19 protein-coding genes are annotated in these 26,090 nt (G+C 61.4%); 7 read left to right on the top strand and 12 right to left on the bottom strand.

From position 1 onward, the window contains the following. Positions 1-100: 100 nt before the first annotated feature. Positions 101-1,234 (bottom strand): MFS transporter, encoded by a 1,134-nt coding sequence (locus tag ABV589_RS24590; protein ID WP_367084019.1) that lies wholly within the window; start codon positions 1,232-1,234, stop codon positions 101-103. 98 nt (positions 1,235-1,332) lie between these two features. Here ABV589_RS24590 and ABV589_RS24585 point away from each other — a divergent pair, with 98 nt between their 5' ends. The 3 genes from ABV589_RS24585 to ABV589_RS24575 all read left to right on the top strand — a co-directional run bounded on the left by ABV589_RS24585 (position 1,333) and on the right by ABV589_RS24575 (position 4,905). Beyond that, complete coding sequence (locus tag ABV589_RS24585; protein WP_367084018.1) at positions 1,333-2,097, top strand: helix-turn-helix transcriptional regulator; 765 nt, start codon at positions 1,333-1,335, stop codon at positions 2,095-2,097. A 97-nt stretch (positions 2,098-2,194) separates the two neighbouring features. Next, a complete protein-coding gene (locus ABV589_RS24580; protein ID WP_367084017.1) occupies positions 2,195-3,316 on the top strand; it encodes an HlyD family secretion protein in 1,122 nt (373 codons plus the stop codon). After that, the gene (locus tag ABV589_RS24575; RefSeq protein WP_367084016.1) at positions 3,313-4,905 is read left to right on the top strand and encodes a DHA2 family efflux MFS transporter permease subunit; all 1,593 of its coding nucleotides are present in this window, start codon (positions 3,313-3,315) and stop codon (positions 4,903-4,905) included. The genes ABV589_RS24580 and ABV589_RS24575 overlap by 4 nt, the downstream gene beginning before the upstream one ends. A gap of 130 nt (positions 4,906-5,035) precedes the next feature. On the opposite strand, the gene ABV589_RS24570 is transcribed toward ABV589_RS24575, so the two are convergent. From ABV589_RS24570 to ABV589_RS24560, 3 genes are all read right to left on the bottom strand, one after another. Further along, positions 5,036-5,476, bottom strand: a complete 441-nt coding sequence (locus ABV589_RS24570) for a carboxymuconolactone decarboxylase family protein (protein ID WP_007968280.1) — start codon at positions 5,474-5,476, stop codon at positions 5,036-5,038. 96 nt (positions 5,477-5,572) lie between these two features. After that, positions 5,573-7,015, bottom strand: a complete 1,443-nt coding sequence (locus tag ABV589_RS24565) for a mechanosensitive ion channel domain-containing protein (RefSeq protein WP_007968281.1) — start codon at positions 7,013-7,015, stop codon at positions 5,573-5,575. A gap of 260 nt (positions 7,016-7,275) precedes the next feature. Further along, positions 7,276-8,142 carry a pirin family protein gene (locus tag ABV589_RS24560; protein WP_367084015.1) on the bottom strand — a complete coding sequence of 289 codons (867 nt, stop codon included), beginning with the start codon at positions 8,140-8,142 and terminating at the stop codon, positions 7,276-7,278. A gap of 334 nt (positions 8,143-8,476) precedes the next feature. On the opposite strand from ABV589_RS24560, the gene dkgB reads away from it, so the two are divergent. After that, positions 8,477-9,280, top strand: coding sequence for a 2,5-didehydrogluconate reductase DkgB (gene dkgB / locus ABV589_RS24555; protein WP_367084014.1), 804 nt, complete (start codon positions 8,477-8,479; stop codon positions 9,278-9,280). Between the two features lie 4 nt (positions 9,281-9,284). Here dkgB and ABV589_RS24550 read toward each other — a convergent pair whose 3' ends face one another. From ABV589_RS24550 to ABV589_RS24520, 7 genes are all read right to left on the bottom strand, one after another. Continuing rightward, positions 9,285-12,503, bottom strand: coding sequence for a transporter substrate-binding domain-containing protein (locus ABV589_RS24550; protein ID WP_367084013.1), 3,219 nt, complete (start codon positions 12,501-12,503; stop codon positions 9,285-9,287). A 7-nt stretch (positions 12,504-12,510) separates the two neighbouring features. After that, on the bottom strand, positions 12,511-13,143 hold the full coding sequence (locus ABV589_RS24545; RefSeq protein WP_367084012.1) for a response regulator transcription factor: 633 nt from the start codon (positions 13,141-13,143) through the stop codon (positions 12,511-12,513). A 76-nt stretch (positions 13,144-13,219) separates the two neighbouring features. Next, a complete protein-coding gene (locus ABV589_RS24540; RefSeq protein WP_367084011.1) occupies positions 13,220-13,720 on the bottom strand; it encodes a chemotaxis protein CheY in 501 nt (166 codons plus the stop codon). A gap of 136 nt (positions 13,721-13,856) precedes the next feature. After that, entirely contained in the window at positions 13,857-14,573 is a 717-nt protein-coding gene (locus ABV589_RS24535) for an MgtC/SapB family protein (RefSeq protein ID WP_007968289.1), read from the bottom strand. 188 nt (positions 14,574-14,761) lie between these two features. After that, positions 14,762-17,461: a magnesium-translocating P-type ATPase gene (gene mgtA, locus ABV589_RS24530; protein WP_007968292.1), complete on the bottom strand. Its 2,700-nt coding sequence runs from the start codon at positions 17,459-17,461 to the stop codon at positions 14,762-14,764. A gap of 587 nt (positions 17,462-18,048) precedes the next feature. Further along, on the bottom strand, positions 18,049-19,383 hold the full coding sequence (locus ABV589_RS24525; protein WP_367084010.1) for a SidA/IucD/PvdA family monooxygenase: 1,335 nt from the start codon (positions 19,381-19,383) through the stop codon (positions 18,049-18,051). Between the two features lie 134 nt (positions 19,384-19,517). Beyond that, positions 19,518-20,000 (bottom strand): sigma-70 family RNA polymerase sigma factor, encoded by a 483-nt coding sequence (locus tag ABV589_RS24520; RefSeq protein WP_045122005.1) that lies wholly within the window; start codon positions 19,998-20,000, stop codon positions 19,518-19,520. A gap of 320 nt (positions 20,001-20,320) precedes the next feature. Here ABV589_RS24520 and ABV589_RS24515 point away from each other — a divergent pair, with 320 nt between their 5' ends. The 3 genes from ABV589_RS24515 to ABV589_RS24505 are packed head-to-tail and all read left to right on the top strand — an operon-like array spanning position 20,321 to position 24,866. Next, entirely contained in the window at positions 20,321-21,493 is a 1,173-nt protein-coding gene (locus ABV589_RS24515) for an efflux RND transporter periplasmic adaptor subunit (protein ID WP_007968297.1), read from the top strand. After that, a complete protein-coding gene (locus ABV589_RS24510) occupies positions 21,494-23,467 on the top strand; it encodes a MacB family efflux pump subunit (RefSeq protein ID WP_367084009.1) in 1,974 nt (657 codons plus the stop codon). It abuts the gene before it with no gap. Between the two features lie 7 nt (positions 23,468-23,474). Further along, positions 23,475-24,866 carry an efflux transporter outer membrane subunit gene (locus tag ABV589_RS24505; protein ID WP_367084008.1) on the top strand — a complete coding sequence of 464 codons (1,392 nt, stop codon included), beginning with the start codon at positions 23,475-23,477 and terminating at the stop codon, positions 24,864-24,866. A gap of 190 nt (positions 24,867-25,056) precedes the next feature. On the opposite strand, the gene ABV589_RS24500 is transcribed toward ABV589_RS24505, so the two are convergent. After that, positions 25,057-25,992, bottom strand: coding sequence for a transposase (locus ABV589_RS24500; protein WP_367084007.1), 936 nt, complete (start codon positions 25,990-25,992; stop codon positions 25,057-25,059). Positions 25,993-26,090 lie beyond the last annotated feature (98 nt).

Raw genomic sequence — 26,090 nt, 5'->3', positions numbered from 1 at the left:
CTTGCAATCATAAAGTAGCGTAATGCCACCTCATCAATGCGAGTGATAGTCAGAGCCTTCCTACACAAATGCAAGACGCTTCCTACGCTGCTTACATTTCTTAAACAATTGATTTATCAGCCTTGATTGTCAGCAGCAAAGCCACGCCGTTGCACGCTATCAGGGTTTCCCCGAGGGCCTGGGTCCAACCGGCAAGCATCAGCCCCGCGCCGATCAGCAGGTAATAAATCAGCCCCAAGAGTGCCCCGGCGGTGCCCAATCGGTCGCTGTAATTGGCCAATGCCGAACCAAGAATATTCGGAATCGCCATGCCGAAGGCCAGTACCACCAGCAACATCGCCAGCACAAACGCGCCACTGTCCTGCATCAGCCACACACCCAGCCCACCGAGCAAGCCGATGACTGCGGCGAGGCGAATCAGTTGCAGCGCGTGACAACCGCGGCGCAGCAAGCGCTGGTTGAGCCATGCTCCAAACCCTGAGCCCAACGCCAGAATTACGCCGCTGTAGCCGAACTCCGAGCCACTCAAGCCAAGTCGTTCGAACAGGAACGGACCAAGGCTGTAATAGCTGAACAGCGCCACGTTGAACAGGGCGATCCACAGTGCCGAACGCCAGATGTCGAGATCACCGAGCATGCGCGCGAGGGTTTCCAGCAGCCCCGCCGAGGCCGGTGCGGTCGTGCGGGTTTCGGGTAAAGCGCACCAACTCCATGACCATAGCGCCAAAGCGATCAGCAGCAATGCCGCGAGCACCCCGCGATAACCAAACCCCTCCACCAACCCTGCGCCGCTGAACAAACCAATTGCCGGGCTGGCTGCCAGCGCCATGCCCACCAGGGAAAACACCTGCGCCAGTTCCGCGCCTTGAAAGCGGTCGCGCAACAGCGTCTGGGTGACCACCGAGCCGACCGCCGCGCCAAATGCCGCCAACGCCTGGGCCATCAACAATGTGTTGAAACTACGCGCACTCAAGCCGATGACGCAGGCCAGCATGTAGAGCGCCAGACCGGCAAGCATCGAAGGGCGCCGGCCGATGCGGTCGCACACTCGCCCCCACGTCACCACGCCAAAGGCGAACGCCAGGAAATACACCGACAACGTCTGCGCAGCCTCCTGCGGCCCGACGCCGAACGCTCGGCCGATGTCGCCGAGCGCCGGGCTGTAGAGGGTCTGGGCGATCTGCGGAAACATCAGCAGGGCAATCGCCAGCAACAATAAATGTCGGTTGTTCATAATGTTGACTCCTCATGTGAAAACGCCGAGGAGTCTAAAAAGTCTGGACTGACGTATTATCCGAGCCTTGCCAATTTATCGTTGAAATCGGACAAACCATGGCCTGGCTCGACGCCCACGCATCCTTCGACCCTGATCACTTCAGCGCGCCGGTCATCGGCATCGCCTCCACCCTCGGCGATCACGACTCCGGCCTGCACAGCCATCAGCGCGGGCAATTGCTCTACACCCGGCAAGGCTGCACACGCATCACCCTCGCGCAGCAGTTGTGCCTGCTGCCGCCGTCGCGGGCGGCGTGGATTCCCGGCGGTGTCAGCCATCGCGCGGTGATGCAGCACAGCGTCGATTACCGCTCGATCTGGCTCGTGCCCGAGCTGTGCCACAACCTGCCGCAGCAGGTGTGCGTGATTGAAGTCAGCCCCTTGTTGCGCGCGGTGCTGGAGCCGATGGCGCAGGCTGATTTCGACAGCGACTGGCAGCACGGCAGACTGTTTCATCTGCTGGGCCTGTGCCTGAGCGAAATTCGGGAGGCCGCTCAGCAACCGATGCTGCTGCCCCTGCCCCGGGACAAACGCCTGGCCCCGTTGCTGTCGACACCCGAGCAACTGCCGCCGGAACTGCAGACGCTGGAGCAGCAGATTGGCGCCAGCAGCCGCACCATCGGGCGGATCTTCCAGCGTGATACCGGCATGAGCTATCAACAATGGCGCCAGCAGTGGCGGCTGATGCGCGCCATGGAATTGCTCGCCACCGGGCGCAGCCTCAGTTACTGCGGCTACGCACTGGGCTTCGCCAGCGACAGTGCGTTCATCGCTTTCTTCAAATCCATGAGCGGCACCACGCCCGGCCAGTGGCTCAAATAAGCAACTGACAATCGGCACAAAAATTCAATTGCCACAAAATATTACTCGCGTCATATTACAGCCGTAATAACGACTTGATTTGCGCAGGTATTACGCCATGACCAGCATGCCCACCCTTGAGCCCGACCTGTCTGCTGCGCTCCCCACCGCCAAACCGCCGCTGCGCAAACGCCTGTTGCTGCCCGGCGTGGGCCTGATTGCTCTGCTGGTTGCCGGGGTCTATGCCACGCACTGGTGGGGTACCGGGCGTTTTCTCGAAGAGACCGACGATGCCTACATCGGTGGCGACGTCACGGTGATCGGGCCGAAAGTCGCCGGCTATATCGAAGAAGTGCTGGTCAGTGACAACCAATCGGTGAAGGCCGGCGACGTGCTGATCCGCCTCGACGCGCGCGACTATCGCGCCAACCTCGCCAAGGCCGAGGGCGCGGTCGCCGCTGAAGAAGCCCTGCTGTCCAACCTCGACGCCACTGAACAACTGCAGCAAGCGGTGATCGGCCAGGCCCGGGCCGGCATCGATGCTGCCGGTGCTGAAACCGCCCGCTCGCGGGATGACAATGCGCGCTACAAACGCCTGGTGAGCACCAATGCCGTGTCGGTGGAAAGCGCCCAACGCGCCGACGCCACCTTCAAGACCGCCCAGGCCCTGAGTGCCCGTGCCCAGGCGGAATTGCTCGCCGCCCAGCGCCAACTGGCGGTGATCGACACCCAGAAACAACAGGCCCGCGCCGCCCTGCAACAAGCCAGGGCCGAGCGTGATCTGGCCCAATTGAACCTCGGCTACACCGAACTGCGCGCGCCGGTCGACGGGGTGATCGGCAACCGCCGCGCGCGGGTCGGCGCCTATGCCCAGGCGGGTTCGCAGCAGTTGTCGGTGGTACCGGCCAGCGGTCTGTGGGTGGATGCCAATTTCAAGGAAGACCAGCTGGCGCGGATGCAACCCGGGCAACGGGTGAGCATCCGCGCCGACGTGCTCTCCGGCCAGGAATTTCACGGCCGTCTCGACAGCCTCGCCCCCGCCACCGGCTCGCAATTCAGCGTGCTGCCACCGGAGAACGCCACCGGCAACTTCACCAAAATCGTCCAGCGGGTGCCGGTGCGGATTCTGCTCGACCCGGCTGACGGCGTGCTCGGCCATCTGCGGCCGGGGCTGTCGGTCACCGCAGAAGTCGACACCCGCGCGCCAACTCAAACCAGCGCCGTGGCCGTCGCGCCATGAGCACCGCCCTCACCGCCGCGGCGCAACCGTTCAACGCCGCCGACATGGCCACCGCGACCAAGGTCTTCGCCTTCGCCACCATGTGCATCGGCATGTTCATTGCGCTGCTGGACATCCAGATCGTCTCGGCCTCGCTGCGCGATATCGGCGGCGGACTCTCGGCCGGCACCGACGAAACCGCGTGGGTGCAGACCAGTTACCTGATCGCCGAAATCATCGTGATTCCGCTGTCCGGCTGGCTGTCGCGGGTGTTCTCCACGCGCTGGCTGTTCTGCGCCTCGGCGGTCGGTTTCACCCTGGCCAGTCTGCTCTGCGGCGTGGCCTGGAACATCCAGAGCATGATCGCCTTTCGTGCGCTGCAAGGCTTTCTCGGCGGCTCGATGATTCCGCTGGTGTTCACCACCGCGTTCTTTTTCTTCAGCGGCAAACAGCGGGTGATCGCCGCCGCGACCATCGGTGCCGTGGCGTCGCTGGCGCCGACATTGGGGCCGGTGATCGGCGGCTGGATCACCGACATTTCCTCGTGGCACTGGCTGTTCTACATCAACCTGCTGCCGGGGATTTTCGTCACGGTGGCGGTGCCGATGCTGGTGAAGATCGACCAGCCGGAACTGGCGCTGCTCAAGGGCGCGGACTACCTGAGCATGGTGTTTCTCGCGCTGTTTCTCGGCTGCCTGGAATACACCCTCGAAGAAGGCCCGCGCTGGAACTGGTTCAGCGATCAAACGATTCTGACCACGGCATGGATCAGCGGTCTGGCGGGGCTGGCCTTTATCGGGCGCACCTTGCACGTGGCCAACCCGATCGTCGATCTGCGCGCGCTCAAGGATCGCAACTTTGCCCTGGGCTGTTTCTTTTCCTTTGTCACCGGGATCGGCCTGTTCGCAACGATTTACCTGACCCCGCTGTTTCTCGGACGGGTGCGTGGCTACAGCGCGCTGGACATTGGTCTGGCGGTTTTTTCCACCGGGGTGTTCCAGATCATGGCGATTCCGCTGTATGCCGTTCTCGCCAATCGCATGGATCTGCGCTGGATCATGATGATCGGGCTGGGCCTGTTTGCCGTGTCGATGTGGGAATTCAGTCCGATCACTCACGACTGGGGCGCCGGTCAGTTGCTGCTGCCGCAAGCGCTGCGCGGGATCGCCCAGCAACTGGCGGTGCCACCGGCGGTGACACTGACGTTGGGAGGCTTGGCACCGGCACGCTTGAAGCACGCTTCGGGGCTGTTCAACCTGATGCGCAATCTGGGCGGAGCTATCGGGATTGCCGCGTGCGCGACCATCCTCAATGACCGCACCAACCTGCACTTCACCCGCCTGGCCGAGCATTTGAACAGCAGCAACGAGGCGCTGAATCAGTGGTTGGCGCAGGTCGGTGGCAACCTGGCGACGCTGGGTCAGAGCGGTGACGTCGGCGTCACCGCCGGCCTGCGTCAGCTGTGGCTGCTGACTTACCGCGAGGCACAGACCCAGACCTACGGCGATACCTTCTTGATGATCATGCTGTGCTTCATCATCGCCACGGCGATGGTGCCCTTGATGCGCAAGGTACAACCACCGACGGCGCCGAGTGCGGATGCACATTGATCCAGACTTCCAAAACGACCGGCCCCTGTAGGAGCTGCCGAAGGCTGCGATCTTTTGACTTTGATTTTTAAAAACAAGATCAAAAGATCGCAGCCTTCGGCAGCTCCTACAGGGGGTTATGTGTTGCGGCTTAGAGCTGTGGGGTTTTGCGGAAGCCCACCGCCAGACGGTTCCAGCTGTTGATGGTGCTGATCGCCACGCTCAGGTCGACCATCTCCTTGGGCGTGAATTGCGCCGCGACGATGTCGTAGTCTTCGTCCGGGGCGTGAGTCAGGCTCAGTTGGGTCAGCGATTCGGTCCACAGCAGCGCCGCACGTTCACGCTCGGTGAAGAATGGCGCTTCACGCCACGCGGTGACGGCGAACAGCCGGCGCGGAGTTTCGCCGCCCTTGATTGCATCAGCGGTGTGCATGTCGATGCAGAACGCGCAGCCGTTGATTTGCGAAGCGCGCAGCTTGACCAGTTCCACCAGAGTCTTTTCCAGCGGCAGTTTCGAGACCGCGGTCTCCAGGGCGATCATCGCTTTCAGGGCGTCTGGAGAAGCGGTGTAGAAATCGGTACGAGCTTTCATGATTGAATTTCCGGGGCCAGTGAATGTGTGACTAAGGTAGTCCCGCCACTGCCCCGGACAAATAGCCAATCTCCCGGAAGACGAGTAGACCACCCGTCACACGCGATTGCGCAACCAGTGCAGGAACCCGGTTTTCGCCACCACGACCGGCACGTCCTGCGTCAGGGTCTGGGCCTTGTGCAGGCGATAATCGAGCAAGGCTTTCATCGCCTCGTTGATGTCGTGGCGGGCATCCAGACACGGCTTCAGGTAGGTCTTCTCGATGCGATACAGCGCGCAGAAGGTTTTCGCCGCGAAGGTCGCCGGCACTGACGAATCGGAGAGGATGCCGGCCTCGCCGATCACCTCCCCCGGCCCCATGCGCCCGGATTCGAACGGGCTGCCATGGCGGGTCAAGGTCACGGTGACCACACCCGATTCGATGATGAACAAATGATCACTGACCTCCCCGGCCTCGAGAATCGTCTCGCCGGCACGGAAGGTTTGCAGGGTCATGTTCTGGCTGAAGGTGTCTTTCTCTTCCTGGCGCAGGGTGGAGAAAATCGGCGAACTGTCGAGCAGCGCCCGTGGCCGCGAGAGGTTGCCGGCGACGATCGGTTCGACACTCGACAACAGATTGACCCCGGATGCCTGCAGATGCCGATAAGCCAGATCGAACAGCTGATTACGCACCGAGCGCTTCTGATCCATCGACGAGACGAAACCGCTGATTTCATATTCCGCGCCGGCGCTGCCGGAGCTTTTCAGCGCGACACTCGGCGAGGGATTGTCCAGCAGCGGGCGGCAACCCTGCATCGCCCGCTCCAGCGCATCGATCACCGTATTTGGGCGCGCGTGCGGGCTGACCTGGACGCTGACGGCCACCCCGAACATGTTGCTCGGTCGGCTGAAGTTGATGATCTTGGCCTTGGCCGCCAGCGAGTTGGGAATCACCGCCATGCTGCCCTGGCTGGTCTGCAGACGCGTGGCGCGCCAGTCGATGTCGATGACCCGGCCTTCGGTGCCGTCGATCGAGATCCAGTCATCGATCTGATAGGGCTTGGTGGTGTTGAGCACGATCCCCGAGAACACGTCGCTGAGGGTGCTCTGCAACGCCAGACCGACGATGATCGCCAGGGCCCCGGACGTCGCCAGCACACCTTTGACCGGCAGATCCAGCACGTAGGCCAGCGCCGCGATAATGGCGATCAGGAAAATTACCGCACCAAGCAGATCCTGCAACAGCCGCCCGGTGTGCCCGACGCGCTGCATCATCACCGCGCCGATCAGCACGGTCAGGGTGCGCGCGCCGAACAGCCACCAGCCGATCTGCAAGCCGGTCGCCGCCAGGTGCAACGGCACGTTGTCAGCCCATGGCGCCGGCTCCATCGGATTGAGGCCTTCGTTGAACAACAGCACGCTGAACAGGCTGAAAATCAGCACCCGCACCAATAGCTTCCACTCGCTGCCACGGGAGCTGATCAGGCGCCACAAGCCCAGATCGAGGAGGATCAGGATCAACGCGCAAAACAACGGATGTTCGGTCAAAAAAGACAACATCAAAGCACTCCGACAGGGCCCAATCGCGAGAAGATCGCACAGATTGGGCAAGTGTAGGAGTAATTGATTTCAGAGGATGAACGCCCGCGCAAAAACACCCGAAAACCAATGTGGGAGCGGGCTTGCCCGCGAAGGCGGTGGGTCAGCCAAATAAGCATCGACTGGCCGTACGCTTTTGCGGGCAAGCCCGCTCCCACAGGGGATCAGGGTCTGGGTTGGGATTTGTGGCTCGCTGCAGTGCCCGCTCCCACAAAGGCCAATCAGCCGTGCATCTGGCCAAAACGCCCGGACTGGAAGTCAGCGAATGCCTGGTGAATTTCCTGCTCGGTGTTCATCACGAACGGGCCATGGCCGACGATCGGCTCGTCAATCGGTTCGCCGCTGAGCAGCAGCACCACGGCGTCTTCACTGGCCTCAAGGGTCAACTGACGACCGTCGCGCTCGAACAGCACCAACTGCCCGACACCTGCAGTTTCCACACCGTTGATCTGCACCGAACCTTTCAACAGCACCAGCGCGGTGTTGCGCCCTTCGTGCAGATCCAGCGTCAGCAGCTTGCCGGCATTCAGCCGCAGGTCCCAGACGTCGATCGGCGTGAAAGTCTGCGACGGGCCTTTATGCCCCTCGAACTCGCCGGCGATCAGGCGCAGATTGCCGGCATTATCCTTCAGCGCAATATTCGGGATGTCGCGATCAACAATGGTCTGATAGCCGGGTGCAGCCATTTTGTCCTTGGCCGGCAGGTTGACCCACAACTGCACCATCTCCAGCTTGCCGCCGGTTCTGGCGAAGTTATCCGAGTGAAACTCTTCATGCAGGATCCCGGAGGCAGCCGTCATCCATTGCACGTCGCCGGGACCGATGGTGCCGCCGCTGCCGGTGGAGTCGCGGTGCTGCACTTCGCCGTCGTAGACGATGGTCACCGTTTCAAAACCACGGTGCGGGTGCTGGCCGACGCCGCGACGCTCAGTGGTCGGGGTGAATTCGGCCGGACCTGCGTGATCGAGCAGCAGGAACGGGCTGATGTGTTTGCCCAGGTTGTCATAGGAAAACAGGGTGCGCACCGGGAAACCATCGCCGACCCAATGGCCGCGAGGGCTGGTGTAGATACCGATGATGTTTTTCATGGTTGCCTCCAAAAGGTGGGTGACGCAATGGATTGAGCATAAATCCATGACGGCTGGAGGACTAGACGGCAAAAACCAGCTTCAGTGTTCCATCTGCAGAACAGTGATGCACCTGTCTACAAAGCCCTGTAGGAGCTGCGGCACGCTGCGATCTTTTGATCTTGTCGTTTTTAAAATCAAAAGATCGCAGCGTGCCGCAGCTCCTACAGGAGTGTTGTTGGCGGCGAAAGATTCATGACTTCTGCTCAACAGTGCTTTGCCCCACCAGCGGTTTTTCTCAAGGACACAGACGCGGATACTCCTGCCCATTCCCACTGCAACCCTGGAGTCATCAATGTCTGTTCCCGCTTTTGGTCTGGGTACGTTTCGCCTGCAAGGTCAGGTGGTCATCGATTCGGTGCGCACCGGCCTTGAACTCGGTTACCGCGCCATCGACACCGCGCAGATCTACGAGAACGAAGCCGAGGTCGGTCAAGCCATCGCCGCCAGCGGCATTGCTCGTGAAGAGCTGTTCATCACCAGCAAGATCTGGATCGCCAACTTCGCCAAGGATCGTCTGATCGAGAGCCTCAAGGAAAGCCTGCAGAAGTTGCAGACCGACTATCTCGACCTGACGCTGATCCACTGGCCGTCGCCGGAAGATCAAGTGCCGGTCGGCGAATTCATGGGGGCGCTGCTCGAAGCCAAGCGTCTGGGCCTGACCCGGCAGATCGGGGTGTCCAACTTCACCATCGAGCTGATGCAGCAAGCCATCGCAGCGGTCGGTGCAGACCACATCGCCACCAACCAGATCGAGCTGCACCCGTACCTGCAAAACCGCAAAGTGGTCGAGTTCGCCCGCAGCCAGGGCATTCAGATCACCTCCTACATGACCCTCGCCTATGGCGAAGTGCTGAAGGATCCGGTGATCCGGCAGATTGCTGAACGTCTGCAAGCGACCCCGGCGCAAGTCACTCTGGCCTGGGCGATGCAGTCGGGTTACGCGGTGATTCCATCGTCGACCAAACGTTCCAACCTGCAAAGCAACCTCGGCGCCACGACGCTGACCCTGAGCGAACCCGATATGGCGCTGATCGCCGCTCTGGAGCGTGGCCATCGTCTGACCAGCCCGAAAGGCATCGCCCCGCAGTGGGATTGATCGCTCAGTCCTGAAGGCGCTGCGCGAGGCCAAGCATGGCGGTGCGCAGCGCAGCCACCGAGCGGTGGACAGCCAGGGTTTCGGCGTCGCGGCACGCCTGTTCAAGATCGGTGCACGCCGCCGCCACTCGCGCCGCACCGACCATCTGCGCACCGCCCTTGATGTGATGCGCCAGTGTCCGCAACCCGTCCAGATCCTGTGGCTGGCGCGCCGCATCCAGCCGTTGCAGATCGTCGTGCAAGCTGCGCAACACTTGGTCCCGCAGGCGTTGCATCACCGCGTGATCGTCTCCGGCCATCTGCTCCAGCGCGCTCAGGTCGATCTCGGTCAACGTCACTGCCGGGGTCGGCAGGTGATCGATGTCGCCGTGACTCGCCAACTGCAACGCCTGTTGCAGATCATCCAGGCGAATCGGCTTGAACAAACAATCGTCCATGCCGGCCTCCAGGCAACGAACCCGTTCCTCGACCTGCGCGTTGGCAGTAAACCCGATGATCAGGCAACGCCCCCGGCCGCTCGCCGCCTCTTCGTCACGGATCGTCCGGGCGAGTTCGTAGCCATTGCGCCGCGGCATGTTGCAGTCGGTGATCAGCACATCGAAGGCCTGGGCCCGCCAACGCTGCAGGCCCAACTCTCCGTCCTCGATGTCGACCGTGCGGTGGCCGAGTTCACTCAGTTGCCAGCACAGCAGCAAGCGGTTGACCGGATGATCGTCCACCACCAGCACGCTCAATGAGCGCACCGGAGTGTCCGCCACTGCGGGGCTTGCCGCCTCGGGGGCGAGCGCGGCCAGAGGCAGCAATTGCAGATTTATCTCGACCCGCGTGCCATGCCCCGGCTCACTGTCGAGGTGCAGTGTTCCGCCCATCATTTCGCAGAGGTTGCGGCTGATCACCAGTCCCAATCCCGAGCCGCTGCGCGCTGACTGGCCATGATTGCCGGCCTGGACGAACGGACTGAACAGGCGTTTGCGGTCGTCTTCACTGATGCCGATGCCGCTGTCCTCAATCACTGCTTTCACGGCCGACTGGCCGAGCGCTGTCCTGCTCACCACCAGTTGCAGAGTGACCTGACCGTGCTCGGTGAACTTGATCGCGTTGCTCAACAGGTTCGACAGCACTTGCTTGAAGCGTATCGGGTCGAGCATCACGTCAACGTCGCTGTGCGCATCCAGTTCGACCTGCCACAGCAGGCGTTTCTCGCGCGCCAGCCCCTCGAATACCCGGCACACCGAGTTCACCAGTTCACGCAGATTGACCCGTTGCGGCGCGAGGGACAGATGCCCGGACTCGATCCGCGCGATGTCGAGAATATCGCCGATCAATCCCAGTAATTGCTGGCCGGCAGCGGACGCGACCTCGATCGCCAGCTTGTCGGTGACGCCCTCCTCGGCACGCTTGAGGGCCAGTTCGAGCATGCCGATCAGGGCGTTCATCGGCGTGCGGATTTCATGGCTCATGGTCGCCAGAAACGTGGTCTTGGCCCGGTTGGCGTCGTCGGCGGCATCCTTGGCCTGCTGCAACTGCTGCAACCACTGCTGACGCTGGCGCAACTGCCAACGCTGAAAAGCGATCCAGGCCAAGGCCAGCAACAGCAGCCCTGCCGCACCGGCAAACGCCACAAGGATTTCGTGGCGATGACGCTGCCAATAGCTCTCTTCCACAACCACGTCATGGCTCCAGCGCTCGACCAGTTCGTCCATCTGTTGTGGCGCGATGCTCAGCAGCGCCTTGTTCAGAATCGTGTGCAGCGCCGTATCCTGCGCTGCGGTCGCCAGGGCGATCCGCGCCGGTTGATCGCCGATCGTGTTGGTGATACGCAGGCGCTCGCGGTAATGGCGGGCGATCAGAAAGCGCGCCACCAGCAGCGAGCTGACGGTCGCGTCGGCCTGCCCCTTGGCGATCAGTTCCATGCCCTCGGCCGGGCTGCGCACCTCCACCAGGCGGATCCCGGGCACTCGCTGCAAAATATAGTTGCGCAACGGATGACCGCGATAAATCGCCAGGCGCTTGCCCGGCAGATCAATGAGGCTGCGCGGACTACCCGCGGTTGTCGCACTGACCAGCACGAATGGGTTGTTCAGGTAGTAGCGGGTGAATTGCAGCTCGGCTTCGCGTTCGCTGCTCGGGGTCACCACCGGCAGCACGTCGAGCTCACCGGCCTTGAGCTGTTCGATCTGGCGGTCCAGCGAACGTCCACGAATCACTTCGAATTGCAGCCCGGTACGCTGACCGATCAGGTTGAGCAACTGCGCCGACAGCCCATTGAATCGCCCGTCGGCATCAAAGAACGTCAGCGGTGCGAAGTCTTCGATCACACCGACCCGCACCCGCGGATGTTGCGCCAGCCACTGCTGCTCGCCGGCACTGAGGCGCACCCGCGACTGCGCGGCCATGTGCGCGCGCCCCGCGCTCCAGCGCTGCTCGATCAGTTGACGACGCTCCATGGGAATCGCCGCCAGCGCCTTGTCGATGATGCGTTTGAGGCGTACGTCACTGCGCAGCAGGGCGAAACCGAAGGGATTGGCATCCAGCCCGGAAGGCCCGGCCAGTTGCAGGTCATTGCGATAATTGGTGTTGATCAGGTAATTGGCACTGATCAGATCACCGAGATAACCATCATCGACACCGAACGCCACCGCACCCAGCGCGTCCATCGCCGAGGGATAGCGCTGCACTTTCGCCTCGGGGTAGAACGCCTGCACGCTGGTCAGCGGCAGATAATCCTCGACCATGGCGATGCGTCGGCCCGCCAAGTCCGCCGGCAATGTTTCGTCGAGCCGGGTGACCAGCATCGGCTGGTCTTCGGCGTAGGGGCGCGACAAAATGAAATCCGCATCGGCCAGTTCGAAATTGTTCGAGGTACCCAGCAGATCGAGTTCGCCGCGCTTGAGTGCACTCATCAGCGCGTCGCGATGGGTAAAGCGTTGCACCTCGATCCGCACACCGAGCAGTTGCGCCAGCAGCTCCGCGTAATCGGCGGTCAGCCCTTCCAGCTCCAACCGATTGCGGGTGATTTCAAACGGTGGGTAATCGGCGCCGGAAATGCCCATGCGCAACCGGGGGTGCTGGCGCAGCCATTGGCGATCCTGCTCGTCGAGCGGAACCCGGATATTTTCCAGTGCCGCCTGGCTCAACAACTCCAGAGGCTGTGGCGGCTCACTGGCCCAGCAGGTGGCCGTGATGCTCAACCACAGCACGCACCACCAGCGTCGCAGATTCATTTTCCACTCAGATCAAATGGTTGCGCTTGGCGAATTCGCGCAAGTACACCCCTGACTTTGAGTGCAGACCCAGCTTTTTTATCAAGCGGGTTTTGTAGGTGCTGACGGTCTTGTGGCTGAGGAACATTTCGGCCGCGATATTCTTGTTGGGCTTGCCCAGCGCCAACTGCTCGAGAATGCTCAGTTCACGGTTGGATAGCTCGTCGATCAGCTGCTTTTCGCTGCGGTGCGACGGCGACGACACAGGGCCGCTATCAGGCAGTGCAGCAAAATAGGAGTAGCCCGACATCAACGCCTGGACAGCCTTGTGCAATTGCAGCAACTGGTTGGTTTTGGCCACGTAACCCATGGCGCCACTACGCAGACAGCGATCCTGATAGTGCAGCGGATCCTGAGAGGTAAAAATCAGGACCCTGCACTCGGGGTCAGTGGCCTTGAGCCGCTCCAGTACCTCCAGTCCGCCGAGTCCCGGCAACTTGAGATCGAGTACCACCAGTTTCGGCTTGTGCTCACGGCTCAGCGCCATGGCTTCGCTGGCGCTGGATGCTTCGTGAATCACCTTGAACCTTTCGGTTTCGAGGACAAGTTTCACGGCAGCCCTTACCACCGGATGATCGTCGACGATCAGCGCTGACTTCATGACCGCTCCCAGTGCAAAAACAGGACGATGGATAGCGCCACCCGCTGTTCCAGCCGGGGTGGCTGCGCAAAGACTGTTACACGGGAAGCAAAGCGTATCTACCTGTCAGATCTGACAGTTGCGCCAAAGGGAAATCCATGCTCAAGCCCCGGCGCTGCGAGGCTGGCGCCGTTTCCCATATGTTCGCCGCGCAAACCGGGGCAACATCGACCTGCGCCATCAGATGCTTGATCGCGGCCGCATTGGGCAAGGCGACGGGGCTGATCTGCAGGTTTTCCTGAGCGAAGCCAGCAGTCGTCAGCGCAGGTGCCGAGGGCTCGTTATAGATCAGGACGTGGCGCACCTGCGGGTTGTGGAGGAAAAACCCCGGCAGGTCCAGCGCTCCGGCCGCCAGCTCGGCGTTGATGACCACGACGTCGAACGGTGCACAGCCGTAGTCCACCAGGGTCAGTAATTCAAGCAGATTCTGTATCGGAGCGATGCGGAAGTAGTCGAGGCCATTGAACAGGCGCTCGATTTTCATCCGGTGAAAATGCTGCGGATCGGCAATCAGGATGCGCAGGGATTTATTGATCATGCTCGATCTCGGGGCGGTGGATGGGTGCGCCAAGACTACGCAAGCCTCAGGAGCAGTTCTGTAGGACTTTTCCTAAAAAACCGGTCATTCATCCCCACCCTTGAGCCATGCCGAAGGGCTGTCCGAGGTTGTTGCCTTATTCCGTCGTACTCGGACTCCAGAACGCCTGCACCACCAACGCTGAAGTCGAGATCCGCGCCACCAGGGCATCCAGCTCGTCACCGTCCACCGAGGTGGTCGCCAGCGTGGCTTCGATCTCGATTTCGTCGGCACCGAACGCGTGCACATCGACGTCGCTGGCCGGGTAGTTGCTGCGTTCCAGCTCGGCTTCGAGCAGGGCGAACACGGCTTTCTGCTGCGAACGCCGGGCGATCACGTAAACGATGTTGGTGACTTCCGCCGAGACCACGTCCAGTGGCTGACGGTTGATGTTGTTGACGATCGGCCGCAGCAAGGTGTTGGCGGCGAGGATGAACAGCGTGCCGAGCACCGCTTCGGCCAGCAGGTCGGCACCAGCGCAGGCACCGACGGCGGCGGAAGTCCACAGAGTCGCGGCGGTGTTGAGGCCGCGCACATTACCCTCCTCGCGCATGATCACCCCGGCACCGAGAAAGCCGATGCCGGAAACCACGTAGGCGACCACCCGCACCGCACCTTCAGCACCGCCGAGACGGTTGGCCATGTCGACGAATATTGCCGCGCCGACCGCCACCAGCACGTTGGTGCGCAGGCCAGCGGTGCGTTGCCGGTACTGGCGCTCGAATCCGATCAGGCCACCGAGGATGAAGGCGGCGCTGAGGCTGACCAGGGTGTCGAGCAAAGAAGTCAGGTTGAGGTTGTTGATGGCTTGCATGATGAAGCTCCTTGAATAGATCACAGTCCCTTTGTCGGGGGCTTGCTGCCAATTCATCTGAAACCCCTGCCCCCTGTAGGAGCTGCCGCAGGCTGCGATCTTTTGATCTTGTCTTGTAAAAACAAAATCAAAAGATCGCAGCCTGCGGCAGCTCCTACAGGGTTGCAGGTGAAGGTTGCAGCCTGCTGTTATTGCCAGCCGAACCGGCGGATGTAGAAGCCTTTCACCGCCTGAGTCAGCGCCATGTACGCCAGCAGGATCACCGGCAGGAACACGAAGTACAGCGACGGCAGCGCCTGCAGTTTGAAGTAGTTGGCCAGCGGCCCCATCGGCAGGAAGATCCCCACCGCCATGATGATCCCGGTCATTACCAGCAGCGGCATGGCTGCACGGCTTTGCAGGAACGGAATCTTCGGCGTGCGGATCATGTGCACGATCAGCGTCTGGGTCAGCAGCCCCACCACGAACCAGCCGGACTGGAACAGGGTCTGGTGGTCCGGGGTGTTGGCATCGAACACATACCACATCAAGGCGAACGTCAGGATGTCAAAGATCGAACTGATCGGGCCGAAGAACAGCATGAAGCGCCCGACATCAGCCGGCTGCCAGCGCTGCGGCTTCTTCAGCATCTCCTTGTCGACGTTGTCGAACGGAATCGCGATCTGCGAAATGTCGTAGAGCAGGTTCTGTACCAGCAGGTGCATCGGCAGCATCGGCAGGAACGGAATGAACGCACTGGCCACCAGCACCGAGAATACGTTGCCGAAGTTGGAACTGGCGGTCATCTTGATGTACTTGAGCATGTTGGCGAAGGTCCGGCGCCCTTCGAGCACGCCCTCCTCCAGCACCATCAGACTTTTTTCCAGCAGGATGATGTCAGCGGCTTCCTTGGCGATATCCACCGCGCTGTCCACCGAAATCCCGATGTCCGCGGTACGCAGCGCCGGCGCATCGTTGATGCCGTCACCCATGAACCCGACCACGTGCCCGTTGCCTTTGAGGATGCGCACGATGCGCTCCTTGTGCGACGGCGTCAGCTTGGCGAACACGTTGGTGTTCTCCACCGCCACCGCCAGTTCGGCATCGCTCATGCGCTCGACATCGTTGCCCAGCAGCAAGCCCTGTTGCGCCAGACCGACTTCACGGCAGATCTTCGCGGTCACCAGTTCGTTGTCACCGGTCAGCACCTTGACCGCCACGCCGTGCTCGGCCAGCGCTTTGAGCGCCGGTGCGGTGCTTTCCTTCGGTGGATCGAGGAACGCCACGTAACCGATCAGCGTCAGTTCCTGCTCATCCGCCAGGCTGTAGGTGTCGCGACCTTGCGGCATCGAACGGGCAGCCACCGCCACCACACGCAAGCCTTCAGCGTTGAATGCTGCGGTGACCTGACGAATCCGGGTCAGCAATTCATCGCTCAAGGCTTCCTCGACATCGCCGTGCTGCACACGGGTGCACACCGCCAGCACTTCTTCCACCGCACCTTTGCAGATCAGTTGATGTGGCTGACCACGCCCTTCGACCACCACCGACATGCGCCGGCGATTGAAGTCGAACGGTATTTCATCGACCTTGCGAAACGCCGTGCCGACCTTCAGTTCGCGGTGGATTTCCACGTGCTCCAGCACCGCCACGTCGAGCAGGTTTTTCAGCCCGGTCTGGTAGTAGCTGTTGAGGTAGGCCATTTCCAGCACGTCATCGGAATCTTCACCCCAGACATCGACATTGCGCGCGAGGAAGATCTTGTCCTGGGTCAGGGTGCCGGTCTTGTCGGTGCACAGCACGTCCATGGCGCCGAAGTTCTGGATCGCATCCAGACGCTTGACGATGACTTTCTTGCGCGACAGGAACACCGCCCCTTTGGCCAGAGTCGAGGTGACGATCATCGGCAGCATTTCCGGGGTCAGACCCACGGCGATCGACAGCGCGAACAGCAGTGCTTCAGTCCAGTCGCCCTTGGTGAACCCGTTGATGAACAACACCAGCGGCGCCATGACAAACATGAAGCGGATCAGCAACCAGCTGACCTTGTTCACGCCCATCTGGAACGAAGTCACCGCGCGATCAGTTGCCCCCACACGTTGGGCCAGGGCACCGAAATAGGTGCTGTTGCCCGTGGTGAGAATCACCGCCACCGCCGTGCCGGATACCACGTTGGTGCCCATGAACAGAATGTTCTCCAGCTCCAGCGGATTGCGCGTGTCGCGGTCGGCCTGACGGGCAAACTTCTCCACCGGCATCGATTCACCGGTCATCGCTGCCTGGCTGACGAACAGGTCCTTGGCGCTGAGCACCCGGCAGTCGGCGGGAATCATGTCGCCGGCGGACAGCACGATCAGGTCGCCCGGCACCAGTTGCTTGATCGGCAGTTCGACGCGCGGCTCATCGCGGCGCATCACCGTGGCGGTGTTGCTGACCATGGCCTTGAGCGCGTCGGCGGCCTGGTTGGATTTGCTTTCCTGCCAGAAACGCAGCAGCGTCGACAGCACCACCATCGAGAAGATCACCGTGGCAGCTTTCAGGTCTTCGGTCAGCCACGAGATCACCGCCAACAGAGTCAGCAGCAGGTTGAACGGGTTTTTGTAGCAGTGCCACAGGTGGGTCCACCATGGCAGCGGCTGCTCGTGATCGACTTCGTTGAGGCCGTACTGCGCGCGCAGTGCATCGACTTCAAAGTCGGTCAGGCCGTCGGTGTGGGTGCCCAGCGACGACAGCAGTTCGCCGCTGTCGCGATGGGCCGCATCGACCAGGGTGTTGGCCAGGGTGGGCGGCACTTCACGGCTGACCGTGGTGTCGCTGATCGACTCCAGCAGCGCCAGACGACGGAAGTGCCGGGCGATGTGGCGTGTACGCAGGAAGCCTGCGAAAAATTCCTTGAGCGTAAGTTTCATGGCTGTTGCCCCTATGGTCAGCCGGGAAACCGTCGAGCAGGTACGACCATGCCTCGTTCACCGGAAAATCCGGCACGGCAAGGCTTGGCGCGCCGGTCACAAAGGACAGGCGTGTCGATAGGTTTGCGATCGCGACCACACGGTCGAAATCACATACTTTCAGTGTCGATGAGAAGGACGTCGGGACATGGTCTCAACTGACCATGATCGGGATGCCGCTGCTCGCTTTACGGCGAGACAACGGCAGAGAAAGGCTGCGCGTTATCTTGCCGAGAATCTGCCGGTTACCGAGACCGGCCGACAACTGTCACTCGAACAAGTACCCACTGTGGGTCTCCGCTATTGATGAAAACGCGCGAAGCTTACGCCTCGATGATTGGAGAGTAAACCCGTGTAAGGAGGTGTGTCGGGGAATATCGGGGATGTTCAGGAAGGGTTCAGGATTCAGATTTTTCGCCGGTCTTCAGGGCCCTATCGCGGGCAAGCCCGCTCCCACAAGAATCTCCAGTGAATACAAGTTTTGCATCCGACACAGATCCTGTGGGAGCTGGCTTGCCAGCGATTGCGGTGGATCAGGCAATGCTGATTCAGCTGGCAGTCGCCAACAACAGATCCGCCACCGAACGATGCCCACGATGCTTGCCATGCTCATACAGCGAACCGGCAATCTCGTCGGCACGCACCGGCAGCACCGACAGCAGCGTGTCGCTCAGACCATGGCTGGCCTGGCAGAAGCCCTGCATGTACAGGCCGGCCTTGCAGCGCTCGTCGGTGATCAGTTTGTAGTTGCGATCGACCTCGAAATCACCCAGGTACTCTTCCAGTGGCGCCAGCAATTTGCGGTGCATCTGCCGCTCGTAACCGGTGGCCAGGACCACGGCGTCATAGACACGCACGGTGACTTCGCCGGTGGCGTTGTTGCGCACCGCCAGTTCGATGCCGCGCTCAGTGGCGGTGGCGCTCTCGACGGTGGTCAGGGTACGGAACGCATGGCGGGCGATGCCCGAGACTTTCTGCCGATAGAAAATGCCGTAGATGCGTTCGATCAGGTCGATGTCGACCACTGAGTAGTTGGTGTTGTGGTACTCGTTGACCAGCCGCTCACGCTCGGCGCTGTTTTGCTGGAACACCAGATCGGTGAACTCCGGCGAGAACACTTCGTTGACGAACGGGCTGTCGTCCGCAGGCTTGAGCGCCGAGCCGCGCAGGATCATGTCGACCTGCACCGACGGGAACGAATCGTTCAGATCGATAAAGGCTTCCGCCGCACTCTGCCCGCCGCCGATGATTGCGATGCTCATCGGTTGGTTGTTCACACACGGCTGTTTGGCCATCTGCGACAGGTACTGCGAGTGGTGGAACACGCGGCTGTCGCCCTTCAGCGCCTTGAACGCCTCCGGAATCCGCGGCGTGCCACCGGCGCTGACCACCACCGAACGCGCAGTGCGCACGAACTGCTGGCCTTCGCTGTCACGGGAGATCACGCGCAGCGCTTCAACCTGATGGTTGTGCAGCACCGGCTCGATGGTCAGTACTTCTTCGCCGTAACGGCTCTGCTCGGTGAACTGCCCGGCAACCCAGCGCAGGTAGTCGTTGTACTCCATGCGGCACGGGTAGAAGGTGCCGAGGTTGATGAAGTCCACCAGACGCCCGTGAGCCTTCAGGTAATTGACGAACGAGTACGGGCTGGTCGGGTTGCGCAGGGTTACCAGATCCTTGAGGAAGGAAATCTGCAATTCGCTCTGGGTCGACAGGGTGTTGCCGTGCCAGCTGTAGTCGGCCTGCTTGTCGAGGAACAGCACATCCAGCTCGCCGTGGGTCGGGCCGCGCTCTTGCAGAGCGATGGCCAGCGCCAGGTTCGAAGGGCCGAAACCGACGCCGATCAGGTCGTGAACGATGGGCGATGCAATTGCCTGAGTCATTTCCAGTGTCCTCTGGATGAACCCCTCAACAAGGGGAAAGGAGAGCCTAAGTGACCCGACTGGCCTTGAGCAGGACAGCAGGTCGTCTGTTGAGTAGGAACGAGGACAGTGAAATAAAATTTAGCGATGGCGGCTCAATGGGCATCCCATTGCTTGATGCGCAGGCGGCAATGCTTCATCGCATTGACGATGTGCTTTTCCACCAGCGCCTTGGAAATTCCCAGATGTTCGGCGATCTGCGGGTGCGACAGGCCTTCGATCTTGCGCAGCAGAAAACTGTCGCGACACAGCGGCGACAATTCCGCCAAGGCGCGCTGGAGCATCTCCAGACGCTGGCCGTGATCGAGGGTGCCGTGGGGCGACGGGGTGAAATAACGCTCTTCGCTGTCGAGCACTTCCAGTGGCTCGACCTGGCGCAAGGCGTTGCGCCGATGATCATCGATCACCAGATTCAACGCGGTGCGATAGAGAAAGGCCCGCGGCTGCTCGATGGGCGTGTCGCTGGAGCGTTCCAGAACCCGCACATAAGCGTCATGCACCACATCTTCGGCGACCTGACGGTTGCCGAGCTTGGCGTTCAGGAAACACACCAGCTCGCGATAGTAGTTTTCCAACATGACTCCCGGCCGCTTCGATGCGGATTCGATCCTTGAGCACACTGATCGACGGCCCGCGAACACGGGTAGCAAGATAGTGGCAACTGAGGTGCGTAATTTATAGTAATTCTCATATAGATTTAAAGTGGCGTTTGTCGTTGCCCGTCAAATAGTGCCGTTCTATACCTGTAACATCCTGTGTCTTCGCTTAAATTCCCCTCCACATCCATCGTTTACAGGACAGCTCCCCGTGTCTGTCGCGCCCCGCGACAGCGTTCAGCGGCTGCGCCTTGTTATGCGCAGCCGAACGACGGGCCGAATTCCACTGGCCGGAACCCTGCATGAAACGTCCCCGCCCCGCTCGACGCGCCCTGCTCGCAGTCCTTTGTCTGATTCCCGTTGTTGCCTATGCCGCATGGCAAATCATGCCGCCGGGCCGCGAGCGCTTCGCCACCGTGCAAGTCAGCCGTGGCGACATCGAAAGCAGCGTCACCGCGCTGGGCACCCTGCAACCGCGCCGGTATGTCGATGTCGGCGCGCAGGCCTCCGGGCAGATCCAGAAAATCCACGTCGAAGTCGGTGACGTTGTCAAGGAAGGTCAACTGCTGGTGGAAATCGATCCGTCCACGCAGAAGGCCAAACTCGACGCCGGGCGCTTCTCCATCGAAAACCTCAAGGCGCAATTGCAGGAGCAGCGCGCCCAACATGAACTGGCGCGGCAGAAGTATCAGCGTCAGCAGAATCTCGCCGCCGGCGGCGCCACCCGTGAAGAAGACGTGCAGACCGCCCGCGCCGAACTGAAAGCCACTCAGGCGCGCGTCGACATGTTCCAGGCGCAGATCCGCCAGGCAGAAGCGAGCCTGCGCAGTGATCAGGCCGAACTCGGCTACACCCGAATCTACGCGCCGATGGCCGGCACCGTGGTTGCCCTCGACGCCCGCGAAGGCCAGACCCTCAACGCGCAACAGCAAACGCCGCTGATCCTGCGCATCGCCAAGCTGTCACCGATGACAGTGTGGGCCGAGGTCTCCGAGGCCGACATCGGCCATGTCAAACCGGGCATGACCGCCTACTTCACCACCCTCAGCGGCGGCCAGCGCCGCTGGAGCAGCACCGTACGGCAGATTCTGCCGGTGCCGCCCAAGCCGCTGGACCAGACCAGCCAGGGTGGCGGCAGCCCGGCCAGCAGCAGTAAAAGCGGCAGCGCCCGCGTTGTGCTGTACACGGTTTTGCTCGACGTCGATAACGCCGACAACGCCTTGATGGCCGAGATGACCACCCAGGTGTTTTTCGTCGCCAATCAGGCCAAAGGCGTGCTCACCGCCCCGGTCGCCGCGTTGCAGGGCAGCACTACGGCCAACCTGCAAACCGCCCAGGTGGTGGCGGCCAACGGCGACATCCAGCAACGCGAGGTGCGCACCGGCATCAGCGACCGGCTCAAAGTGCAGATTGTCGACGGCCTCAATGAAGGCGATCACCTGTTGATCGGCCCGGTCGACGGCAGCGGAGGCTGAATGCAAACGCCTCTGATCGACCTGCAGGACATCCGCAAATCCTACGGCGGCGGTGACGCTCCCGAGGTTCACGTGCTGCGCGGTATCGACCTGTCGATCCACGCCGGCGAATTCGTGGCGATTGTCGGCGCTTCCGGCTCTGGCAAATCGACCCTGATGAACATCCTCGGCTGCCTCGACCGGCCGACCTCCGGCGAGTATCGCTTTGCCGGGGAAAACGTCGCTGGCCTCGACAGCGACGAGCTGGCCTGGCTGCGCCGCGAAGCCTTCGGTTTTGTGTTCCAGGGCTATCACCTGATTCCATCCGGCTCGGCTCAGGAAAACGTCGAGATGCCGGCGATCTATGCCGGCACCCCGGCCGCCGAACGTCACGCCCGCGCCGCCGCCCTGCTCGACCGCCTCGGCCTGGCCTCGCGCACCGGCAATCGCCCGCATCAGTTGTCCGGCGGTCAGCAGCAACGGGTGTCGATTGCCCGGGCGTTGATGAACGGCGGCCACATCATCCTCGCCGACGAACCCACCGGCGCCCTCGACAGCCACAGCGGCAAAGAGGTGATGACGCTGCTCGACGAACTGGCGAGCCAGGGCCACGTGGTGATCCTCATCACCCACGACCGCGAAGTCGCGACCCGGGCCAAACGCATCATCGAAATCCGCGACGGCCTGATCATCAGCGACAGCGCCCGCGACAATCCCCACGCCCAGATCAGCGCCAATCCCGGCGCCCTGCAAGCAGTGGATCTGCGCCAGCGCCTGGCCGTGGGCGCGGACGCCACTGGCGCCTGGAAAGGTGAACTGGTCGATGCCCTGCACGCTGCGTGGCGAGTGATGTGGATCAACCGCTTTCGCACCGCGCTGACCCTGCTCGGGATCATCATCGGCGTGGCCTCGGTGGTGGTCATGCTGGCGGTCGGTGAAGGCAGCAAACGCCAGGTGATGGCGCAGATGGGCGCGTTCGGTTCGAACATCATTTATCTGAGCGGCTCGGCGCCCAACCCGCGCACGCCGCCGGGGATCATCACCCTCGACGATGTGCACGCGCTGGCCAGCCTGCCGCAAGTGCAGCGGATCATGCCGGTCAACGGTGCCGAGGCCGGGGTGCGTTACGGCAATGCCGACCACCTGAGTTACGTCGGCGGCAACGACACCAACTTCCCGGCGATCTTCAACTGGCCGGTGGTGCAAGGCAGTTACTTCACCGAGGCCGACGAGCAGAACGCTGCAGCCGTTGCGGTGATCGGCCACAAGGTGCGCAGCAAACTGCTCAAGGATGTGCCGAACCCGATCGGCCAATTCATCCTGATCGAGAATGTGCCGTTCCAGGTGGTCGGCGTACTCGCAGAAAAAGGCGCCAGCTCCGGCGACTCCGACAGCGACAATCGCATCGCCATCCCCTATTCGGCGGCCAGCGTTCGGCTGTTCGGCACGCGCAATCCGGAATACGTGGCCATCGCCGCCGCCGACGCGCGCAAGGTCAAGGACACCGAGCAAGCCATCGAGCAACTGATGCTGCGCCTGCACAACGGCAAGAAGGATTTCGAACTGACCAACAACGCCGCGATGATTCAGGCCGAGGCGCGCACCCAGAACACCCTGTCGTTGATGCTCGGCTCGATTGCCGCGATCTCGCTGCTGGTTGGCGGTATCGGCGTGATGAACATCATGCTCATGACCGTGCGTGAGCGGACTCGCGAGATCGGCATTCGCATGGCCACCGGCGCCCGCCAGCGTGACATCCTCCGGCAGTTCCTCACCGAAGCGGTGATGCTCTCGGTGGTCGGCGGCATTGCCGGGATCGCCCTGGCGCTGATCGTCGGCGGCGTGCTGATCCTCAGCGAAGTGGCCGTGGCCTTTTCCTTGATGGCGGTACTTGGCGCCTTCGGTTGCGCCCTGGTCACCGGCGTTGTCTTCGGCTTCATGCCGGCCCGCAAAGCTGCCCGGCTTGACCCGGTCACGGCCCTTACCAGTGAATGATCGATCTATGAAACCGCGCCTCAGCCTGTTGACCGTGTGCCTGATCCTCAGCGCCTGCGGCAGTCCCGTTCAACGCCCGGACAGTGGCGTGCAGCCGCCAGCTGCCTGGCAGTCGCCCCATGGCGCCAGCGTTGCCCGCAACAACCCGCAGTGGTGGACGCAATTTGGCAGCCCGGAACTGGATCGCCTGATCGAACAGGCTCGCGTCGGCAGTTTCGACCTCGCGGCCGCCGTCGCTCGAGTGCGTCAGGCGCAGGCGGGCACCGTCATCGCTGGCGGCTCTCAGTTGCCGGAGGTCAAGGCCGGTCTGAATGCCAATCGGCAGAAACTGCTGCGCGGCAATGGCTACAGCCAACTCGATGCCAACAGCAGCAACAAGGCTGTGGACTATTTCGATACCAACCTGAGCGCCACTTACGAAATCGATTTCTGGGGCGGCAAACGCGCCTCGCGCGACAGTGCCCAGTTCGCCTTGCAGGCCAGCGAATTCGACCGGGCGACGGTCGAGCTGACATTGCTCAGCGGCGTTGCCAGCACGTACGCGCAAACCTTGTCGCTGCGCGAGCAGAGCCGCATCGCCGAACTCAATCTGGCCAACGCACAAAGCGTGCTGAAACTGGTGCAGACGCGGTTTGATTCAGGCTCAGCCACCGCGCTGGAGCTGGCACAACAGAAGAGCCTGGTCGCCGCCCAGCAATGGCAATTGCCGCGCGTGCAACAGCAAGCTCAGGAAGCGTTGATCAGCCTCGCCGCCCTGCTCGGCCGACCGGTGCAGCAACTGTCGGCAACAGAGTCCTTCGATCACCTGCAGTGGCCAGACATCGCCGCCGGCGTGCCCAGCGAGTTGCTCACGCATCGTCCGGACATCGCCCGCGCCGAAGCCCAACTGGCCGCCGCCGAAGCTGACGTCAAAGTCGCTCGCGCGGCCATGTTGCCGGCACTCACCCTGACCGCCCAACTCGGCTCGGGCGCCAATCAGTTCGACGATTTGATTCGCAGCCCTTTCTACAACCTGACCGCCGGGCTGGTCGCACCGATTTTCAATAACGGTCGCCTCGGCGCTGAACGCGACAAGGCCTCGGCGCGCCAGCAAGAGCTGCTGGAAACTTACCGTGGGGCGATCATCAACGGTTTCGCTGATGTGGAAAAAGCGCTCAATAGCATTCGTCGCCTGGATGAACAGCGGTTGTGGCAGGACGAAGAACTGAATCAGGCGCAGACCGCATTCGACATCGCCCAGAGCCGCTACCAGGCAGGCGCCGAAGACTTGCTGACGGTGCTGGAAACCCAGCGCACGCTGTACGCGGCCCAGGATCAGCATGCACAACTGCGGCTGTCACGAGTGCAGGCCAGCATTGCGCTGTACAAGGCACTTGGCGGCGGGTGGCAGACTTTGTAATCGAATCAACACAACAACCCTGTGGGAGCTGGCTTGCCAGCGATAAGGCCAGCACTCCCGACATCAACGTTGCCTGACCCAATGCTATCGCTGGCAAGCCAGCTCCCACATTGATTGACGGTGTTGCCGCTATCTCGGGCTGACACCTGAACCTGTGGGAGATTCTATGTTGCTCAGCAACCCTAGAATCTCAAACTGATCGGTATTCGCCCTGATTCTTCATCAGGGCGAATGCCACTCGGCAGAGCTTGCGAGCAAGAGCTACCAATGCCTGTGTTTTCGAGAAGCCTCTGGCCAGGTAAGACTCGTAAAAAGGCTTCCACTTGGTTGAGCGACACGCCGCCATTGCGGCGTTGTAGGCTAATCGACGGATCTCCGGATCTCCTTTTTTGCTCAGGAACCTCGGGCCGTTCTTTTTCCCCGAATCGTCCACCGTCAGATCCATACCCAAAAACGCGATGAACGCGTCGCTGTTGGCAAAGTCACCGCGCATATAGGTCGTTGCCAACCCAGTCGCAGTCAGCTCTCCCACGCCCTCGATTGCTTTGCAGCGGCCAATATTGTCATCAATACCGGCCTCTTTGCTGACTTTGCGCAGCAGGTTTTGAATGACCTTGTCGGATCGCTCGAATGCCTTTTGCTGAGCCGTACGTTCTTTCTTCAGCAAGGGTTCATCGGCCCAGCTCAACATCAGACCCTTATGGTTCTGAATCAGCGTCGCGCGTCTGTGCAGCAAGCTTTTCAGTACGGTGTAGGCTTTAGGAGGCGGGTTCCAAAGCCGCAGTTTGCTTTGTTCATTCGTCAGATAGCGTGCGAGCACGCGTGCATCGCATGGATCATTTTTGGCTCGCTGACCGACACCGCGACGATAGTGGCTGACTCGATAAGCATCCACCACATAGACCTGATGTCCCATCGCATGAGCCAGATCAACAGTCTCCAAATGGTAGATATTGGTGGCTTCGACAGCGATAGCGCTTTGCGCGGGCAGAGTTTTGAGCCAACGTTTGAGGGCGGCACGATCATTCTTGACCGCTTCAATGGTTTCCAGGTCGGCGCGATAGACAACGATTTCGGCCTTGGCGATATCGATACCAACAACCGTCTGCGAAGTAAGGATTGTCATGACGAATCCTCGGAGCTAGGGTTTAAGAGCTTGTTGGGGTCTACCGTTGCGCTGGCTTGTCTCTGTCGTCGGTTTACCGATGAATTCCTTATTGGCGC

It is taken from the genome of Pseudomonas sp. HOU2, assembly GCF_040729435.1.
In the GTDB taxonomy this organism is placed as follows: domain Bacteria; phylum Pseudomonadota; class Gammaproteobacteria; order Pseudomonadales; family Pseudomonadaceae; genus Aquipseudomonas.
This window is presented reverse-complemented; position numbering and strand designations above follow the sequence as displayed.

What these genes read in the sequence shown, in the direction of transcription:
- ABV589_RS24590 (WP_367084019.1), bottom strand. Translation starts at nt 1,234, where the DNA reads ATGAACAACCGACATTTATTGTTGCTGGCGATTGCCCTGCTGATGTTT.
- ABV589_RS24585 (WP_367084018.1), top strand. Translation starts at nt 1,333, where the DNA reads ATGGCCTGGCTCGACGCCCACGCATCCTTCGACCCTGATCACTTCAGC.
- ABV589_RS24580 (WP_367084017.1), top strand. Translation starts at nt 2,195, where the DNA reads ATGACCAGCATGCCCACCCTTGAGCCCGACCTGTCTGCTGCGCTCCCC.
- ABV589_RS24575 (WP_367084016.1), top strand. Translation starts at nt 3,313, where the DNA reads ATGAGCACCGCCCTCACCGCCGCGGCGCAACCGTTCAACGCCGCCGAC.
- ABV589_RS24570 (WP_007968280.1), bottom strand. Translation starts at nt 5,476, where the DNA reads ATGAAAGCTCGTACCGATTTCTACACCGCTTCTCCAGACGCCCTGAAA.
- ABV589_RS24565 (WP_007968281.1), bottom strand. Translation starts at nt 7,015, where the DNA reads ATGTTGTCTTTTTTGACCGAACATCCGTTGTTTTGCGCGTTGATCCTG.
- ABV589_RS24560 (WP_367084015.1), bottom strand. Translation starts at nt 8,142, where the DNA reads ATGAAAAACATCATCGGTATCTACACCAGCCCTCGCGGCCATTGGGTC.
- dkgB (WP_367084014.1), top strand. Translation starts at nt 8,477, where the DNA reads ATGTCTGTTCCCGCTTTTGGTCTGGGTACGTTTCGCCTGCAAGGTCAG.
- ABV589_RS24550 (WP_367084013.1), bottom strand. Translation starts at nt 12,503, where the DNA reads ATGAATCTGCGACGCTGGTGGTGCGTGCTGTGGTTGAGCATCACGGCC.
- ABV589_RS24545 (WP_367084012.1), bottom strand. Translation starts at nt 13,143, where the DNA reads ATGAAGTCAGCGCTGATCGTCGACGATCATCCGGTGGTAAGGGCTGCC.
- ABV589_RS24540 (WP_367084011.1), bottom strand. Translation starts at nt 13,720, where the DNA reads ATGATCAATAAATCCCTGCGCATCCTGATTGCCGATCCGCAGCATTTT.
- ABV589_RS24535 (WP_007968289.1), bottom strand. Translation starts at nt 14,573, where the DNA reads ATGCAAGCCATCAACAACCTCAACCTGACTTCTTTGCTCGACACCCTG.
- mgtA (WP_007968292.1), bottom strand. Translation starts at nt 17,461, where the DNA reads ATGAAACTTACGCTCAAGGAATTTTTCGCAGGCTTCCTGCGTACACGC.
- ABV589_RS24525 (WP_367084010.1), bottom strand. Translation starts at nt 19,383, where the DNA reads ATGACTCAGGCAATTGCATCGCCCATCGTTCACGACCTGATCGGCGTC.
- ABV589_RS24520 (WP_045122005.1), bottom strand. Translation starts at nt 20,000, where the DNA reads ATGTTGGAAAACTACTATCGCGAGCTGGTGTGTTTCCTGAACGCCAAG.
- ABV589_RS24515 (WP_007968297.1), top strand. Translation starts at nt 20,321, where the DNA reads ATGAAACGTCCCCGCCCCGCTCGACGCGCCCTGCTCGCAGTCCTTTGT.
- ABV589_RS24510 (WP_367084009.1), top strand. Translation starts at nt 21,494, where the DNA reads ATGCAAACGCCTCTGATCGACCTGCAGGACATCCGCAAATCCTACGGC.
- ABV589_RS24505 (WP_367084008.1), top strand. Translation starts at nt 23,475, where the DNA reads ATGAAACCGCGCCTCAGCCTGTTGACCGTGTGCCTGATCCTCAGCGCC.
- ABV589_RS24500 (WP_367084007.1), bottom strand. Translation starts at nt 25,992, where the DNA reads ATGACAATCCTTACTTCGCAGACGGTTGTTGGTATCGATATCGCCAAG.